Origin of the sequence: Streptomyces sp. NPDC047117 (assembly GCF_040643545.1) — a bacterium.
GTDB lineage: Bacteria > Actinomycetota > Actinomycetes > Streptomycetales > Streptomycetaceae > Streptomyces.
In genome coordinates, this window is record NZ_JBEYUN010000021.1 from 61,328 (window position 1) to 76,243 (window position 14,916).

The 14,916-nt window shown below is 71.0% G+C and carries 12 protein-coding genes; 10 read left to right on the forward strand and 2 right to left on the reverse strand.

Going from position 1 to position 14,916, the window contains the following annotated elements:
* The first annotated feature begins 13 nt into the window (after positions 1-13).
* The 3 genes from ABZ840_RS31510 to ABZ840_RS31520 all read left to right on the forward strand — a co-directional run bounded on the left by ABZ840_RS31510 (position 14) and on the right by ABZ840_RS31520 (position 2,738).
* The gene (locus ABZ840_RS31510; protein WP_361565361.1) at positions 14-1,216 is read left to right on the forward strand and encodes a S8 family serine peptidase; all 1,203 of its coding nucleotides are present in this window, start codon (positions 14-16) and stop codon (positions 1,214-1,216) included.
* A 117-nt stretch (positions 1,217-1,333) separates the two neighbouring features.
* Positions 1,334-2,365 (forward strand): LacI family DNA-binding transcriptional regulator, encoded by a 1,032-nt coding sequence (locus ABZ840_RS31515; protein ID WP_361565363.1) that lies wholly within the window; start codon positions 1,334-1,336, stop codon positions 2,363-2,365.
* Positions 2,366-2,444: 79 nt separating this feature from the next.
* Positions 2,445-2,738 carry a YkvA family protein gene (locus ABZ840_RS31520; protein WP_361565365.1) on the forward strand — a complete coding sequence of 98 codons (294 nt, stop codon included), beginning with the start codon at positions 2,445-2,447 and terminating at the stop codon, positions 2,736-2,738.
* Positions 2,739-2,793: 55 nt separating this feature from the next.
* Here ABZ840_RS31520 and ABZ840_RS31525 read toward each other — a convergent pair whose 3' ends face one another.
* Both ABZ840_RS31525 and ABZ840_RS31530 read right to left on the reverse strand, forming a co-directional pair.
* Entirely contained in the window at positions 2,794-3,846 is a 1,053-nt protein-coding gene (locus tag ABZ840_RS31525) for a glycoside hydrolase family 43 protein (RefSeq protein ID WP_361565368.1), read from the reverse strand.
* A 59-nt stretch (positions 3,847-3,905) separates the two neighbouring features.
* Entirely contained in the window at positions 3,906-6,428 is a 2,523-nt protein-coding gene (locus ABZ840_RS31530; protein WP_361565371.1) for an alpha-L-arabinofuranosidase C-terminal domain-containing protein, read from the reverse strand.
* Positions 6,429-6,660: 232 nt separating this feature from the next.
* Here ABZ840_RS31530 and ABZ840_RS31535 point away from each other — a divergent pair, with 232 nt between their 5' ends.
* The 7 genes from ABZ840_RS31535 (at position 6,661) to ABZ840_RS31565 (ending at position 14,880) form a co-directional block, all read left to right on the forward strand.
* Entirely contained in the window at positions 6,661-7,821 is a 1,161-nt protein-coding gene (locus ABZ840_RS31535; RefSeq protein WP_361565374.1) for a mandelate racemase/muconate lactonizing enzyme family protein, read from the forward strand.
* On the forward strand, positions 7,818-8,819 hold the full coding sequence (locus ABZ840_RS31540; RefSeq protein WP_361565376.1) for an alcohol dehydrogenase catalytic domain-containing protein: 1,002 nt from the start codon (positions 7,818-7,820) through the stop codon (positions 8,817-8,819). Before ABZ840_RS31535 ends, ABZ840_RS31540 begins: the two co-directional genes overlap by 4 nt.
* A gap of 61 nt (positions 8,820-8,880) precedes the next feature.
* Positions 8,881-9,984 carry a multiple monosaccharide ABC transporter substrate-binding protein gene (gene chvE, locus ABZ840_RS31545; RefSeq protein WP_361565379.1) on the forward strand — a complete coding sequence of 368 codons (1,104 nt, stop codon included), beginning with the start codon at positions 8,881-8,883 and terminating at the stop codon, positions 9,982-9,984.
* A gap of 29 nt (positions 9,985-10,013) precedes the next feature.
* Positions 10,014-11,549 carry a multiple monosaccharide ABC transporter ATP-binding protein gene (gene mmsA, locus ABZ840_RS31550; protein ID WP_361565545.1) on the forward strand — a complete coding sequence of 512 codons (1,536 nt, stop codon included), beginning with the start codon at positions 10,014-10,016 and terminating at the stop codon, positions 11,547-11,549.
* A gap of 8 nt (positions 11,550-11,557) precedes the next feature.
* Complete coding sequence (mmsB, locus tag ABZ840_RS31555; protein ID WP_361565382.1) at positions 11,558-12,790, forward strand: multiple monosaccharide ABC transporter permease; 1,233 nt, start codon at positions 11,558-11,560, stop codon at positions 12,788-12,790.
* A 37-nt stretch (positions 12,791-12,827) separates the two neighbouring features.
* Positions 12,828-13,991: an aldose epimerase family protein gene (locus ABZ840_RS31560; protein WP_361565385.1), complete on the forward strand. Its 1,164-nt coding sequence runs from the start codon at positions 12,828-12,830 to the stop codon at positions 13,989-13,991.
* Positions 13,992-14,073: 82 nt separating this feature from the next.
* Positions 14,074-14,880 carry a pentapeptide repeat-containing protein gene (locus tag ABZ840_RS31565; RefSeq protein ID WP_361565388.1) on the forward strand — a complete coding sequence of 269 codons (807 nt, stop codon included), beginning with the start codon at positions 14,074-14,076 and terminating at the stop codon, positions 14,878-14,880.
* Positions 14,881-14,916 lie beyond the last annotated feature (36 nt).

Here is a 14,916-nt window from a genome sequence, read left to right on the forward strand (position 1 = left end):
GAGAACCCTCGCCATGGCTCACAAGCGTTCCAGCAAGAAGCGGCTGATCACCGGCATAACCGCCGTAGTCGCCGCCACCGGCATCGCGGCCGTCACCGCGGTCACCGCCGACGCCTCCCCCGCAGAGGGGAAGATCTACGGAGCGAGTGCCAAGTCCGCCGTCAGCGGCAGCTACATCGTCATGCTCAAGGACCAGGCCCGTACGGCGGAGAGCAAGGACCTCGCCGCGGAGTACGGCGGCAAGGTCAAGCGCACCTACAGCTCGGCCATCGACGGCTTCTCCGCCACCGGGCTGAACGAGACCGAGGCCAAGCGGCTCGCCGCCGACCCGGCCGTCGACAAGGTCGTCCAGAACAAGAAGTTCTCCATCGACGGTACCCAGGACAACCCGCCTTCGTGGGGCCTGGACCGCATCGACCAGGAGGACACCGCGGGCGACAAGAAGTACAACTACCCCGACAGCGCGGGTGAGGGCGTCACCGCGTACGTCATCGACACCGGCGTCCGCACCACGCACAAGGACTTCGAGGGCCGCGCGTCCTCCGGGTTCGACGCGGTCGACAACGACGACGACGCCGACGACGGCAACGGTCACGGCACGCACGTCGCCGGCACCATCGCCGGTGCCGCGCACGGCGTCGCCAAGAAGGCCAAGATCGTGGCCGTCCGCGTGCTGGACGACCAGGGTTCCGGCACCACCGAGCAGGTCGTGGCGGGCATCGACTGGGTGACCAAGAACCACAAGGGCCCCTCGGTCGCCAACATGTCCCTCGGCGGCGGCGCGGACGAGGCGCTCGACACGGCCGTCCAGAAGGCCGTCGAGGCCGGCGTCACCTTCGGTGTCGCGGCCGGCAACGAGTCGACCGACGCCGGCCAGGGCTCGCCGTCCCGCGTCAAGGAGGCCATCACGGTGGCCGCCAGCGACAAGGACGACAAGCAGGCGGAGTACTCGAACTACGGCAGCGTCGTCGACATCTACGCCCCCGGCACCGACATCACGTCGGACTGGAACGAGGGTGACGACGCCACCAACACCATCTCGGGCACCTCGATGGCCACCCCGCACGTCGTGGGTGCCGCCGCGGTCTACCTGGCCGGCCACCAGGACGCCAAGCCCGCCGACGTCGCCAAGGCGCTGACCGACGGCGCCACCCCGGACAAGATCTCCAACCCGGGTGAGGGCACGCCGAACAAGCTGCTGAAGATCGTCGAGTAGGTTCTCCCCGACGACGCCCGGCCGGGAGACCGGCCGGGCACCGCCGCCGGCCGCCGCGCTCGCCCCCACGGGGCGCGGCGGCCGTCGGCGTCGAGCGCCGGAAGCGGAGTGCGTAGCATGGCGCCTGTGGCGCACACGGTGGGTATCAAGGATGTGGCACGCCAGGCCGGCGTCTCCATCGGCACGGTCTCCAATGTGATCAACCGTCCCGACATGGTCGCGCGGGAGACCAGGGAGCGGGTCCAGGCGGCGATCACGGCGCTCGGCTACGTCCGCAGCGAGTCGGCGCGCCAACTGCGCGCGGGCCGCAGCCGCATCATCGCGCTCCTCGTGCTCGACATGGCCAACCCCTTCTTCGTCGACGTCGCGGCGGGCGCGGAGCGCGCCGCGCGCAAGGCGGGGCTCGGCGTGATGCTGTGCAACAGCGCCCAGAGCCCGGCCGAGGAGTCCGACTACCTCTCCCTCTTCGCCGAGCAGCAGGTACGCGGCGTGATGATCACCCCGGCCGACCTGACCGGCGGCACGCTCGCGCGGTTCCGGCCGCGCGGCATCCCGCTCGTCTTCGTCGACCGCGTCCTCGGCAGCGCCGAGGGCTGCTCGGTCTCCGTGGACGACGTGGCAGGCGGCGCGCTGGCGGCCCGGCACCTCGTCGAGCAGGGCCACGAAGGGCTGGTCTACATCAGCGGGCCGATGTTCCTGACCCAGTGCCAGGACCGGCATACGGGGGCACTCCAGGCGCTGCGCGAGGCGGGCCTGCCCGAGTCGGCGCTGCGGCACATCGAGACCGAGCGGATGGACGTGGCGGCGGGCCGGGACGCGGCCGCCCGGCTGCTGGGCATGTCGCCCCGGCCGACCGCCGTGTTCTGCGCCAACGACCTGCTCGCCCTCGGGGCCTTCCAGGCGCTCTACAACGCCGGGGTGGCGGTCCCCGACGACATCGCCCTGGTGGGGTACGACGACATCGAGTTCGCCGCGGCCGCCGCCGTGCCGCTCACCTCCGTACGGCAGCCCGCCCGGCAGATGGGCCGGACGGCGGCCGAGATGTTGATCGAGGAGACCGGCGACCAGGCGGAGGCCCACGAGCACCGCCAGGTCGTGCTCGCGCCGGAACTGGTGGTCCGCGCGTCCACCCTCCCGGGCCGCGGCTGAGCGTCCGCGCCGCGGTCCGCCGTACCGAAGTGCCAAGCTTGGAGGGCGTGGCATCGCGGTGGCGGACCGAGGAGGCGGGATGAGCACCGAAGCGTGGATCGTCGTGGTGGTCGCGGGGGTGCTCGCCCTGGCGACGCTCGTCCTCGCCGTACGCCTCCTGGTGCGGCTCGTCCGCGCCCGCGGGCTGCTGCGCGAGGCCGGTATCCCCGTGCAGAACAAGGCGGTGTTCTGGGGCGCCGTCCTCTACCTCGTCTCCCCGGTCGACCTGCTGCCGGACCCCGTGTACCTCGACGACATCGGCATCCTGCTGCTGGCGCTCCGCTCGCTGCACTCGGCGGCCGCGTCCGCGGGGCTGCGCACCCGCCGCGACTGACGCCCGGCCCGCACCCGGCCGCGGCAGGCACGCGCGGCCGCCGCGGCCGGGCCGGTCAGCGGGCCGTGTCCGGCACCGGCACGCCGAAGTCGGGCGTGCCGTCGGCGCGCCAGCCCAGGGTCTGGACGCGGGTGTGCCGGTTGGGGTCGTTCAGCGGGTCGCCGGTGATGTCCTTGTACTGCCGCGCGTGGTACACGAGGACGTCGGTGCGGCCGTCCTCGGCGACCGTGAAGCTGTTGTGCCCGGGCCCGTACTGGCCGGTGGTGTTGTTGCTGGTGAAGACCGGTATCGGCGACTTGGTCCAGGAGGCCGGGTCGAGCAGGTCGGCGCGCGCGTCGGCGGTCAGCAGCCCCATGCAGTAGTTGCTGTCGGTGGCGCTGGCGGAGTACGTCAGGAAGACCCTTCCGTTGCGTACGAGGACCGAGGGCCCTTCGTTGACCTTGAAGCCGATGGTCTCCCAGTCCAGCGTGGGGGAGGAGAGCCGTACCGGCGGGCTGCCGAGCGTCCAGGGGTTGTGCAGCCGGGCGATGTAGAGGTTGGAGTTGTTCACGATGCCCGGCTCCTGCTGGGCCCAGATCAGGTGGCGGACGCCGCGGTGGGTGAAGGTGGAGGCGTCGAGGGAGAAGGTGTCCCAGGCGGTGGTGAGCCGCCCCTTCTCCGTCCAGGTCCCCTTGAAGGGGTCCGGGTGGCTGTTCTCCAGGACGTACATCCGGATCTTCCAGATGTCCTCGGTGGAGCCCGCGGCGAAGTAGATGTACCAGCGGCCGTCGATGTGGTGGATCTCCGGGGCCCAGATGTGGGCGCCCATCTCGCCGGTGGTGTGCTTGCGCCACAGCACCGCCTCGGCGGCGTCCGTCAGTCCGCGCAGGGTGCGGGAGCGGCGCAGGACGATGCGGTCGTACTCCGGGACGGTCGCGGTGAAGTAGTAGAAGCCGTCGGTGTGGCGGTGGATGTGCGGGTCGGCGTGCTGCCGCACGAGGGGGTTGGGGTACGGGGCGGCGGGGCGGTGCCGGCCGGCGGCCGCGGCGTGCGCCGTGCCCGGCAGCGCGGCGGCGGCGCCCACGGCCAGCGTGCCCAGCAGGACGCCTCTTCGGGTGGGTGCGTGCATGGTGGCTCTCCTCCGGGGTCGGCGGGGCGGCCGCCGGTCGGGCGGCCGCCCCGGGAACGTCAGCCGCGGCTCTTGATCCGCAGGAAGGTGACCGAGTCGGCCGGGAAGGTGTACGTGAAGTGGCGGCCGACGCCGCGCAGGGTGGAGGTGCGGGGTGAGATCGGCTGCGCCTCGGCGGTGTTCTCCGCGTCCGGGGCGCCCTGGAGTGTGGTCAGGCGGGCGGTCGAGGACGCCGGCCGGGCGCCGAGGTCGATCCGGGTCCGGGCGGCCGTGTCCTGTGCGTTGACGACCTTGACGATCAGCTCGCCGGTCTTCTCGTCCTCGGTCACGACCTGGCGGAACGGCTCGGCCTCGGCGTCGTCGGTGAACTCGCCCCACTTCTTGCCGTCGAGGTACAGCGTCACCTGCCGGCCGCGCACCTTGACCTCGATGTCGTACGTCCGGCCGGTCTCGATCTTCGTGGCGTCCTCGGCCAGCGTCTGCTTGGCGCCGCCGGTGGTCTTCTCCACGGCGGAGCGGGTGTTGCCCCAGCCGCCGAGGTTCCACCAGTAGTGGTTGCCGGTGTCCTGGACGCCGAAGGCGACGAGGAAGCCCTCCTTGCCGGCCTTCTTGGTGGCCTTCACGTGCAGGTCGTAGTTCTGCCAGCCGGTGTCGCCGGCGGTGACGAGGGTGTTCTCGGCCGCGGCGTCGTTCTGGACGTACGCGCCGTCCTCGACCTGCCAGCTGCCGCGGCCGGCCGCCTCGGTCCACTTGCCGGGGCCGCCCGAGAAGTCGTCGCCGAACAGCGTCTTCCCGTCCGCGCCGGTGACCTTCACGTCGTCGTACGCGGCCGCGGTGGCCCAGGTGGACAGGCCGACGGCGCCGGTGATCGGCGCGGTGGTGGCCGGGGTGCCGGAGGCGGTGCTCGGCACGACCCGGTCGCCGGTGTTGTTCATGAACAGCTTCTGGACCTCGTAGCTCGTCGAGCCCCAGGACCGCTGCCCGTCGAACCAGATCATGTCGGGGCGCCACTGCACGGAGTCGGTGCGCGCGAGCAGCGGGGCATAGGAGGCGAGCTTGACGACATCGGCGTTGCGTTCCAGGCCCGTCATGAACGCGGCCTCGGACAGCGCGTTGCGGAACCGGTTGTCCTGGGAGGCGTACTCACCGAGGAAGACCTTGGGGCCCTTGCGGTCGTAGGAGTCGTAGCGTGCGTTGTTCTCCAGGAACCACTGCGGGCTGTTGTAGTAGTGCTCGTCGACCATGGCGACGCCGGCGTCGCGGTTGAGCCGCCAGGCGCGGTCGAAGGTGGTGCCGCTGTCGTCGGGCCCGGAGTTGCTGATGACGGTGATGTCCGGGTACTTCGCCTCGATGGCGGCGCGGAACTCCTTGAAGCGGGCGAAGAACTCGTCGGGGAGGTTCTCCTCGTTGCCCACTTCGAGGTGGGTGAGGCGGAAGGGCTTCGGGTGGCCCATCTCGGCGCGCTTCCTGCCCCACTCCGAGGTCACCGGGCCGTTGGCGAACTCGATCAGGTCCAGGGTGTCCTGGACGTGCCGCTTCAGCAGCGCCGGGTCGTCGGTGGCCTTGTTCTGGCCGCAGCCGGTGACCAGCGCCGGGACGACCGGCAGCGGCATGGCGCCGATGTCCTCGGCGAACTGGAAGTACTCGTAGTAGCCGAGGCCGTAGGACTGGTTGTAGCCCCAGAAGTTGGCGTTGGTGGCGCGCTGCTCGACCGGCCCGATGGTGTCCTTCCACTGGTACGAGCGCCTGCGCTGGTAACCGGACGCCTCGTCGTACCCCTCGTGGCTGCCGGTGTTGACCAGGCAGCCGCCGGGGAAGCGGACGAAGCCGGGGTCGAGCGCCGCGATCTTCTCGGCGAGGTCCTTGCGCAGCCCGTTCGGGCGGCCCTTGTAGGTGTCCTCAGGGAAGAGCGAGACCATGTCGAGCGCGACCGGCCCGTCGGCGGCGACGGCCAGCCGGCCGGTGGTGCTCGCCCGGGTCGCGGTGAACGCGGTTGTGTACTTGGTCCAGCCACCCCGGACGGCGACGCGGCGGGCCCGGGCGAGCTCGCCGTCGGCGTCCCGGAGGGTGACGGTGAGGGCGGTGGCGCGGTCGGCGCGGGCCCAGACGGAGAAGTCGTACCGCTCGCCCTTGCGCACGGTGATGCCGGTGCCGTAGCCGGAGTTGGTGACCGAGGAGCCGGCGCCCAGGGCGAGGTAGCTGCGGTTGCGCGCGTTCAGCCGGCCGCCGTCGTTCACGGCCTTCGCAGAGCCGGTGGTGTCCCACGAGGTCAGCGGCGTGTACGCGGCGTTGTCGGCGGTGGCGTACTCGAACGAGCGGTTCTGGAGGAGTTCGGCGTACAGACCGCCGTCGGCGGCCCGGTTGATGTCCTCGAAGAAGACGCCGTACATGGTGTCGTCGATCGCCGGGCCGCGGCTGCCCTGGTCGACGTCCAGGGTGTAGTCGGTGACGTCCGCCGCCGGGGGAGCGGCGAGGGCGGGCGCCGCGAGCGCGACGGCCAGCGCCCCGGTGAGGAGGGCGAGCCGGCCGCGTCTTCGCGGCCGGGGCCGGGCGGCGGCGGATGCGGGTGCCGTGGTGGGCATGTGCGCTCCTGACGGGCTGTTCGAAATACCGGACAGTGCTCGGGATATCGCCCGGTGAGAATGGCGCCGGCCCTGTCACGCCGTCAACACCCCTGCGTATCCGGGAAATCCGTGCCGCGACCGTTGACACCGCTCGCGTCGTGGCATTACCTGTCTCGCAGCATTTCGAACGTCTGACGAAATCTCGAACATGAAGCAGTCGGACACCGCGAGCCGTGAAGGGGCACTTCCCGTGCGCATCACCGGAATCACCACTCATGTCGTCGGAACGCCCTGGCGCAACCTGACGTACGTCCAGGTCCACACCGACGAGGGGCTCACCGGCGTCGGCGAGACCCGCATGCTCGGCCACACCGACGCGCTGCTGGGCTACCTCCGCGAGGCGGAGGCCAACCACATCGCGGGCTCCGACCCGTTCGCCGTGGAGGACCTGGTGCGCCGCATGAAGTACGGCGACTACGGGCGGGCCGGCGAGATCGTGATGTCCGGCATCGCCTGCGTGGAGATGGCCTGCTGGGACATCAAGGGCAAGGCGCTGGGCGTGCCCGTCTGGCAGCTGCTGGGCGGCAAGGTCACCGACAAGGTGAAGGCTTACGCCAACGGCTGGTACACCACCGAGCGCACCCCGGAGGCGTACCACAAGGCCGCGCAGGCGGTCGTCGAGCGCGGCTACCGGGCCCTGAAGATCGACCCGTTCGGCACCGGCCACTTCGAACTCGACCACGAGCAGACCGTGTACGCGGTCTCCCTGATCGAGGCGGTACGGGACGCCATCGGGCCCGAGCGCGAACTGATGCTGGAGATGCACGGCCGGTTCAGCCCGTCCACCGCCGTCCGGCTCGCGCACGAGATGGCCCCCTTCAAGCCCGCCTGGCTGGAGGAGCCGGTGCCGCCGGAGAACCTCAAGGCGCTGGAGAAGGTCGCCGCCAAGGTCGACATCCCCCTCGCCACCGGCGAGCGCATCCACGACCGCATCGAGTTCCGCGAGCTGTTCGAGTCGCAGGCCGCCGACATCATCCAGCCCGACGTCGGCCACCTCGGCGGCATCCTGGAGACCCGCAAGCTCGCCGCCACCGCCGAGACCCACTACACCCTGATCGCGCCGCACAACGTCGGCGGCCCGGTGCTCACCGCCGCCTCCCTCCAGGTCGCGGGCTGTACCCCCAACTTCAAGATCCTGGAGCACTTCAACGACTTCGCCGACGCGGAGATCAAGAAGGTGGTCAAGGGCGCCCCGCAGGTCGTCGACGGCTACTTCGCGCTGCCCCAGGCGCCCGGCCTCGGCGTCGAGCTGGACACCGAAGCGGCCGCCGAGTTCCCGCAGCAGCAGGCCCGCTTCGACCTCTGGGCGGAGGGCTGGGAGAAGCGCGACCCCGCCGGGACCGGCCGGTGACCGGCCGCGCGCTCGTCCTGGACGGGCCCGGCGCCTGCCGCCTCACCGATGCTCCGCCGGCCGCCCCCGGGCCCGGCGAGGTACGCGTCGCGGTGCACGCCTCCGGGATCTGCGGCAGCGACCGCGAACTGTGGGAGGGCCACCGGCCCGACGGCTATGCGCGGTACCCGGTCATCCCCGGCCACGAGTGGTCCGGCACCGTGGAGGCGGTGGGCGCCGGCGTACCGGAGGCCCTGCTCGGCCGGAAGACCGTCGGCGAGGGCTTCCGCAACTGCCAGGTGTGCGCCCGCTGCCACGCGGGTGAGACCACGCTGTGCACCGCCGGGTACGAGGAGACCGGGTTCACGTGGCCCGGCGCGATGGCCGACACGCTCGTGCTGCCCGCCCGGCTGCTGCACCCGCTCGCCGACGGGGCCGACCTCACAGCCGCCGCGCTGCTGGAGCCCGCCGCCTGCGTCGCGGCCGCCGCACTCAAGGCGGAGGCCCGGCCGGGGGACCGGGTCGCGGTGGTCGGCACGGGCACGCTCGGCATGATCGCCGTACAGTTCCTCGCCGCCACCTCGCCCGCCGAACTGCTGGCCGTCGGCAGGGGCCGGGAACGGGAGAAGCTCGCGCTCGACTTCGGGGCGACGTCCTTCCGTACGGCGGACGAGCCGCTGCCCGACGACTTCGACGTGGTGATCGAGGCCGCCGGGTCGGCCGACGCGGCCCGTACGTCGCTGGGGCTGCTGCGGCGCGGCGGCCGGCTGGTCCTCACCGGCCTTCCGGCCGCGGGCGCCGCCGGCCTGGACCCGACCGGCCTGGTGGTCCGCCAGGCCGAGGTGCGGACCGTCTTCGGCGCCCCGCCCGCCGCCTGGGCCCACGCCGTACGCGCCTTCGACGCCGGGCTGCTCGACCTGCTGCCCCTGGTCACCCACCGCCTGCCGCTGGACGCCTTCGCCGAGGCGATCGAGACCGCCGGCCGGCCGGGCGCGGGGAAGGTGCTGCTGCACCCGTAATCGCCGCCCGTCCGTCGGGCACCTCGACGCGCTCCGCTCCACCATCCGAAGGGAACCGACCATGCCCACCCGCAGACGAGCCGCCGCCCTGGCCGCCGTCCTCCTCATCGGCTCACTCACGGCCTGCGGCCAGGAGGCCCGCGGCGGCAGCCGCTACAAGCCCGAAGCGGGCAAGGGCGGCACCGTCGGCCTGGCGATGCCCACCAAGTCCTCCGAGCGGTGGATAGCCGACGGCAAGAACATGGCCGAGCAGTTCCGGAAGGCCGGGTACAAGACCGACCTCCAGTACGGCGACGACAAGGTCGAGAACCAGGTCGCGCAGCTCGAAAACATGATCACCAAGGGGCATCGGCTGCTGGTGGTCGCCGCCATCGACGGCTCGGCCCTCACCGACGTGATCCGCCGCGCGCAGGACGCCGGCATCCCCGTGATCTCCTACGACCGGCTGATCATGGGCACCTCCGGCGTCGACTACTACGCGTCCTTCGACAACGAGCGGGTCGGCGAGCTCCAGGGCCGCTACCTGGTCGACAAGCTCGGCCTGAAGAAGCCGGAGAAGGACTCCGGGGACTCGTACAACATCGAGCTGTTCGCCGGCTCGCCGGACGACAACAACACCAAGTACTTCTGGAACGGCGCCATGAAGGTCCTCACGCCGTACCTGAAGACCGGGCAGCTCGTCGTCGGCAGCAAGCAGACGAAGATGAGCCAGGCCACCACGCTGCGCTGGGACGGCGGCACCGCGCAGAAGCGGATGGACGACCTGATCAGCAAGAACTACGGCGACCGCAAGGTCGACGGGGTGCTGTCGCCGTACGACGGGATCTCCATCGGCGTCATCTCCGCGCTCAAGAGCGCCGGTTACCGGGGCAAGGAACTGCCGGTCGTCACCGGGCAGGACGCGGAGCTGGCCTCGGTGAAGTCGATCAACCGCGGCGAGCAGACCCAGACCGTCTTCAAGGACACCCGCAAGCTCGCCAAGCAGGCCGTGCAGATGGGCAACGCCCTGCTCACCGGCAAGAAGCCGAAGGTCAACAACACCACGGACTACGACAACGGCAAGAAGGTCGTCCCCGCCTACCTCCTCGAACCGGTCTCCGTCGACAAGTCCAACACCCAGCTCCTCGTGGACGAGGGCTACTTCACCGCGGGACAGCTCAAGTGAGGGGCCACGAGGACCGCCCCGTACTGGAGATGCGCGGTATCACCAAGACCTTCCCCGGGGTCACGGCCCTGTCCGAGGTGAACCTGACCGTGCGGGCCGGGGAGATTCATGCGATCTGCGGCGAGAACGGCGCGGGCAAGTCCACGCTGATGAAGGTCCTCAGCGGGGTCCACCCGCACGGCAGTTACGAGGGCGAGATCCGCTTCGCGGGCGAGCCGGTGGCCTTCAAGGACATCAACGCCAGCGAGCGGCGCGGCATCGTGATCATCCACCAGGAGCTGGCGCTCGTCCCCTTCCTGTCCATCGCCGAGAACATCTTCCTCGGCAACGAGCAGGCCCGGCGCGGCGTCATCGACTGGCCCACCACGCTCAGCGGCGCCGCGAAACTGCTCCGGCGGGTCGGGCTGCGCGAGAATCCGCAGACCCCCGTCGCCGACATCGGCGTCGGCAAGCAGCAGCTCGTGGAGATCGCCAAGGCGCTGTCCAAGGAGGTCCGGCTGCTCATTCTCGACGAGCCCACCGCGGCCCTGAACGACGAGGACAGCGCCACCCTGCTCAGCCTCATCCGGGAGCTGCGGGACCAGGGCATCGCCTGCATCATCATCTCCCACAAGCTCAACGAGATCCGGGAGATCGCCGACGCGGTGACGATCCTGCGCGACGGCCGCACCATCGAGACGCTGCCCGTCCGCACGACCCCGGAGGCCGCGCCGGAGCTGTCCGAGGACCGCATCATTCGCGGCATGGTCGGGCGCGACCTGGACCACCGCTTCCCCGACCGCACCGCGTACGAGGGCGAGGACGCCGGGCAGGTCGCGCTGACCGTACGGGACTGGACCGTGCGGCACCCGGTCGACCGGACCCGCAAGGTCGTCGACGGCGCGTCCCTGTCCGTCCGGCGCGGCGAGATCGTCGGCATCGCGGGCCTGATGGGCGCGGGCCGTACCGAACTGGCGATGTCCGTCTTCGGCCGCTCGTACGGGGTCCACGAGGGCGGCACGGTGACGGTCGGCGGCCGCGAGGTGAACACCGCCACGGTGCCCGCCGCCATCGCCGCGGGCATCGCGTACGTCACCGAGGACCGCAAACAGTACGGCCTGAACCTCATCGACACCATCCACCGCAACGTCTCGCTGGCCTCGCTGCGCGGCATGACGCGCCGGGGCGCCGTCGACGAGCATCACGAGCGGTCCGTCGCCGAGCGGTACCGCACGTCGATGAACATCAAGGCGCCCACCGTCTTCGAGCAGGTGGGGCGGCTCTCCGGCGGCAACCAGCAGAAGGTCGTACTGAGCAAGTGGATCCACGCCGACCCCGAGGTGCTGATCCTCGACGAACCGACCCGCGGCATCGACGTCGGCGCCAAGTACGAGATCTACACCGTCATCGACCGGCTCGCTGCACAGGGCAAGGCGGTGCTCTTCATCTCCTCCGAACTGCCCGAACTGCTCGGCATGTGCGACCGGATCTACACGATGGCCGAGGGCCGGCTGACCGGTGAGGTCGCACGCGCCGAGGCCACGCAGGAAGTCCTGATGCGCCAGATGACCATGAACAGAAGCTGAGGCCCGCGATGACGACCACGACCACCCCACCCAAGGACCCCGAGGCGCCGGTACCGGCCGCCGTCCGCTCGGCCGGTGCGCTGCTGGTGCAGAGCGTGCGGAACAACATGCGCCAGTACGGCATGCTCACCGCGCTGGCCTTCATCGTCGTGCTGTTCCAGATATGGACCGACGGCACGCTGCTGCTGCCGAACAACGTCTCCAATCTGGTCCAGCAGAACAGCTACATCCTGATCCTGGCCATGGGCATGATGATCGTCATCATCGCGGGCCACATCGACCTGTCCGTCGGCTCGCTGGTCGCCTTCGTCGGCGCCATGTCGGCGGTGATGATGGTGAAACAGGACGTGCCCTGGGTCCTGGCACTGGTGCTGTCGCTGGTGATCGGCGCGGTCGCGGGTGCCTGGCAGGGCTTCTTCATCGCCTACGTCGGCATCCCGTCCTTCATCGTCACCCTCGCCGGCATGCTGCTCTTCCGCGGCCTGACGCAGATCGTGCTCGCCGGCCAGTCCATCGCCCCCTTCCCCGAGGGCTTCCAGAACCTCGCCAAGGGGTTCATCCCGGAAATGGGCCCGTACACCCAGTACCACAACCCCACCCTGCTCCTCGGGCTCGCCGCCGTCGTCCTCCTGCTGCTGCGCGAGTGGCGCGACCGGCGCCGCCAGCTCGCCCTGGCGCTGGACGTGCTGCCCACCGGGCTGTGGGTCACCAAGTGCGTCGCGCTCACCGCCGCCGTCGTCGCCTTCACCCTGACCCTGGCCAGCTTCCACGGCGTGCCGGTCGTGATGCTGGTGATGTGCGCGCTGCTGCTCGGCCTCGGGTACGTCATGCGCAACGCGGTGATCGGCCGCCATGTGTACGCGCTGGGCGGCAACAAGGCCGCGGCGAAGCTCTCCGGCGTCAAGGACAAGCGCGTCACCTTCCTCGTCTTCGTCAACATGGGCGTCCTGGCGGCGCTCGCGGGCTGTGTGTACGCGGCGCGGCTGAACGCGGGCACCCCGCAGGCGGGCCTGAACTTCGAACTGGAGGCGATCGCCGCGTCGTTCATCGGCGGCGCCTCGATGAGCGGCGGCGTGGGGACCGTGATGGGTGCCGTGATCGGCGGCCTGGTCCTCGGCGTCCTCAACAACGGCATGTCGCTGGTCGGCATCGGCACCGACTACCAGCAGGTCATCAAGGGCCTGGTGCTGCTCGCCGCGGTCGGCTTCGACATCTACAACAAGCGCAAGGCCGGTTCCTGATCAGCAGGTGCTTGACCACGTGAGGAGAGACTGCGCCATGACGACCAGCAGACGTACCGTGATGGCCGCGGCGGCGGCCGGGCTCGCGGCGACCGCCGTCGGCGCCGCACCGGCCTTCGCCTCGGCACCCGCCGCCGGCGGCGGCCGGCCGCGCAAGGAGCACTTCGGCACCCTCCCCGACGGCACCCGCGTCGACCGCTGGACGGTGCGGAGCGGCGGCACCCGGCTCGGCGTGCTGTCCTACGGCGGCATCGTCCAGACCCTGGAGATTCCCGACCGGCACGGCCGCCCGGCCAACGTGTCGCTCGGCTTCGACAATCTCGGTGACTACCTGACCGCCGGCACCTACTTCGGTGCCCTCATCGGCCGCTACGGCAACCGCATCGCCCGCGGCACGTTCACCCTGGACGGCCGGACGTACCGGTTGCCCGTCAACGACGGCCCCAACAGCCTGCACGGCGGGGACAAGGGCTTCGACACGCGGGTGTGGGACGTCGAGCCGTACGCGGGGAACTCCGGCACCGGTCTCACACTGCGGCGGGTCAGTCCGGACGGTGAGATGGGCTACCCGGGGACCCTGACCGTCCGCGTCGACTACGTCCTCGACCGGCGCGGCGACCTCCGCATCTCGTACGAGGCGACGACGGACCGGGCGACCGTCGTCAACCTCACCAACCACACCTACTTCAACCTCGCGGGCGAGGGGACCGGCGACGTCCTCGGCCACACCCTGCGGATCGCCGCGTCCCGCTACACCCCCGTCGACGAGACCCTCATCCCGACCGGCGAGCTGCCGAAGGTCGCGGGCACCCCCTTCGACTTCCGGCGGGCCAAGCCGATCGGCCAGGACATCCGCAAGGGCGACGAACAGCTCGTCTTCGGCGGCGGCTACGACCACAACTTCGCGCTGGACAAGGGCGTCACCGCACGCGCCGAGCACGCCGTGACCCTCGCCGACCCGGTGTCCGGCCGCACCATGGACATCGCCACCACCGAGCCGGGCGTGCAGTTCTACAGCGGCAACGGCCTGGACGGCACCCTGCGCGGCACCTCGGGCGCGCTCTACCGGCAGGCCGACGGCCTCTGCCTGGAGACCCAGCACTTCCCCGACTCGCCGAACCGCCCGGCCTTCCCCTCGACCGTGCTGCGTCCGGGGCGGACCTACCGGACGACGACGGTGCACTCCTTCGGGGTGCGCTGAACCGGACGCGGTGGGGGACAATGGACGTTCGACCGGGCGCGGCAGGGGGCCGTGCCCGCCGGTAGCAGGAGAACGAACCATCATGTCCCCAGCCGCCCTCCAGGCGGACTGCACGCAGTGCTTCGGCCTGTGCTGCGTCGCCCTGCCCTTCGCGGCCTCGAACGACTTCGCGGCGGACAAGGAGGCCGGGACGCCCTGCGCCAACCTGCGGGCGGACTTCCGCTGCGGCATCCACGACCGGCTGCGCGACAAGGGCTTCCGCGGCTGCACGGTCTTCGACTGCTTCGGCGCGGGGCAGCAGGTCTCCCAGGTCACCTTCGGCGGCCGGGACTGGCGGCAGCACCCGGACACCGCCCGGCAGATGTTCGCGGTCTTCCCCGTCATGCGGCAGCTGCACGAACTGCTGGCGTACGTGACCCAGGCGCTGGACCGGCCCGAGTGCCGGCCGGTGCACGTCGCACTCCGTACGGCGCTGGCGGAGCTGGAACGGCTCACCCTCAGCCCCGCCGACATCCTCGCGGAGCTGGACACGGAAGCGGTCCGCCAGGAGGTCAACGCCTCGCTGCTGCGCGCCGGGGACCTGGTACGGGCGGCCGTTCCCGGCAAGAAGAAGAACCACCGCGGAGCCGACCTCTTCGGTGCCCGGCTGCGGGGCGCGAATCTCCGGGGCGCGAGCCTGCGCGGCGCCTGCCTCGTCGCCGCCGATCTGAGCGGTGCCGACCTGCGGTCCGCCGACCTGATCGGCGCGGACTTCCGGGACGCGGACCTGAGCGGCGCCGACCTGACCGGCAGCGTCTTCCTCACGCAGATCCAGCTGAACGCCGCCAGGGGAGACGCGCGGACGCATCTGCCCGAGCAGCTGGTCCGGCCGGCGCACTGGCAGGAGTAACGGCCCTACGGGCTCAGGCGGGTGGCAGATGGAGCT

Excerpts from the sequence above, each read along its gene's own strand:
- ABZ840_RS31510 (WP_361565361.1), top strand. The coding sequence starts at position 14 with ATGGCTCACAAGCGTTCCAGCAAGAAGCGGCTGATCACCGGCATAACC.
- ABZ840_RS31515 (WP_361565363.1), top strand. The coding sequence starts at position 1,334 with ATGGCGCCTGTGGCGCACACGGTGGGTATCAAGGATGTGGCACGCCAG.
- ABZ840_RS31520 (WP_361565365.1), top strand. The coding sequence starts at position 2,445 with ATGAGCACCGAAGCGTGGATCGTCGTGGTGGTCGCGGGGGTGCTCGCC.
- ABZ840_RS31525 (WP_361565368.1), bottom strand. The coding sequence starts at position 3,846 with ATGCACGCACCCACCCGAAGAGGCGTCCTGCTGGGCACGCTGGCCGTG.
- ABZ840_RS31530 (WP_361565371.1), bottom strand. The coding sequence starts at position 6,428 with ATGCCCACCACGGCACCCGCATCCGCCGCCGCCCGGCCCCGGCCGCGA.
- chvE (WP_361565379.1), top strand. The coding sequence starts at position 8,881 with ATGCCCACCCGCAGACGAGCCGCCGCCCTGGCCGCCGTCCTCCTCATC.
- mmsA (WP_361565545.1), top strand. The coding sequence starts at position 10,014 with ATGCGCGGTATCACCAAGACCTTCCCCGGGGTCACGGCCCTGTCCGAG.
- mmsB (WP_361565382.1), top strand. The coding sequence starts at position 11,558 with ATGACGACCACGACCACCCCACCCAAGGACCCCGAGGCGCCGGTACCG.
- ABZ840_RS31560 (WP_361565385.1), top strand. The coding sequence starts at position 12,828 with ATGACGACCAGCAGACGTACCGTGATGGCCGCGGCGGCGGCCGGGCTC.
- ABZ840_RS31565 (WP_361565388.1), top strand. The coding sequence starts at position 14,074 with ATGTCCCCAGCCGCCCTCCAGGCGGACTGCACGCAGTGCTTCGGCCTG.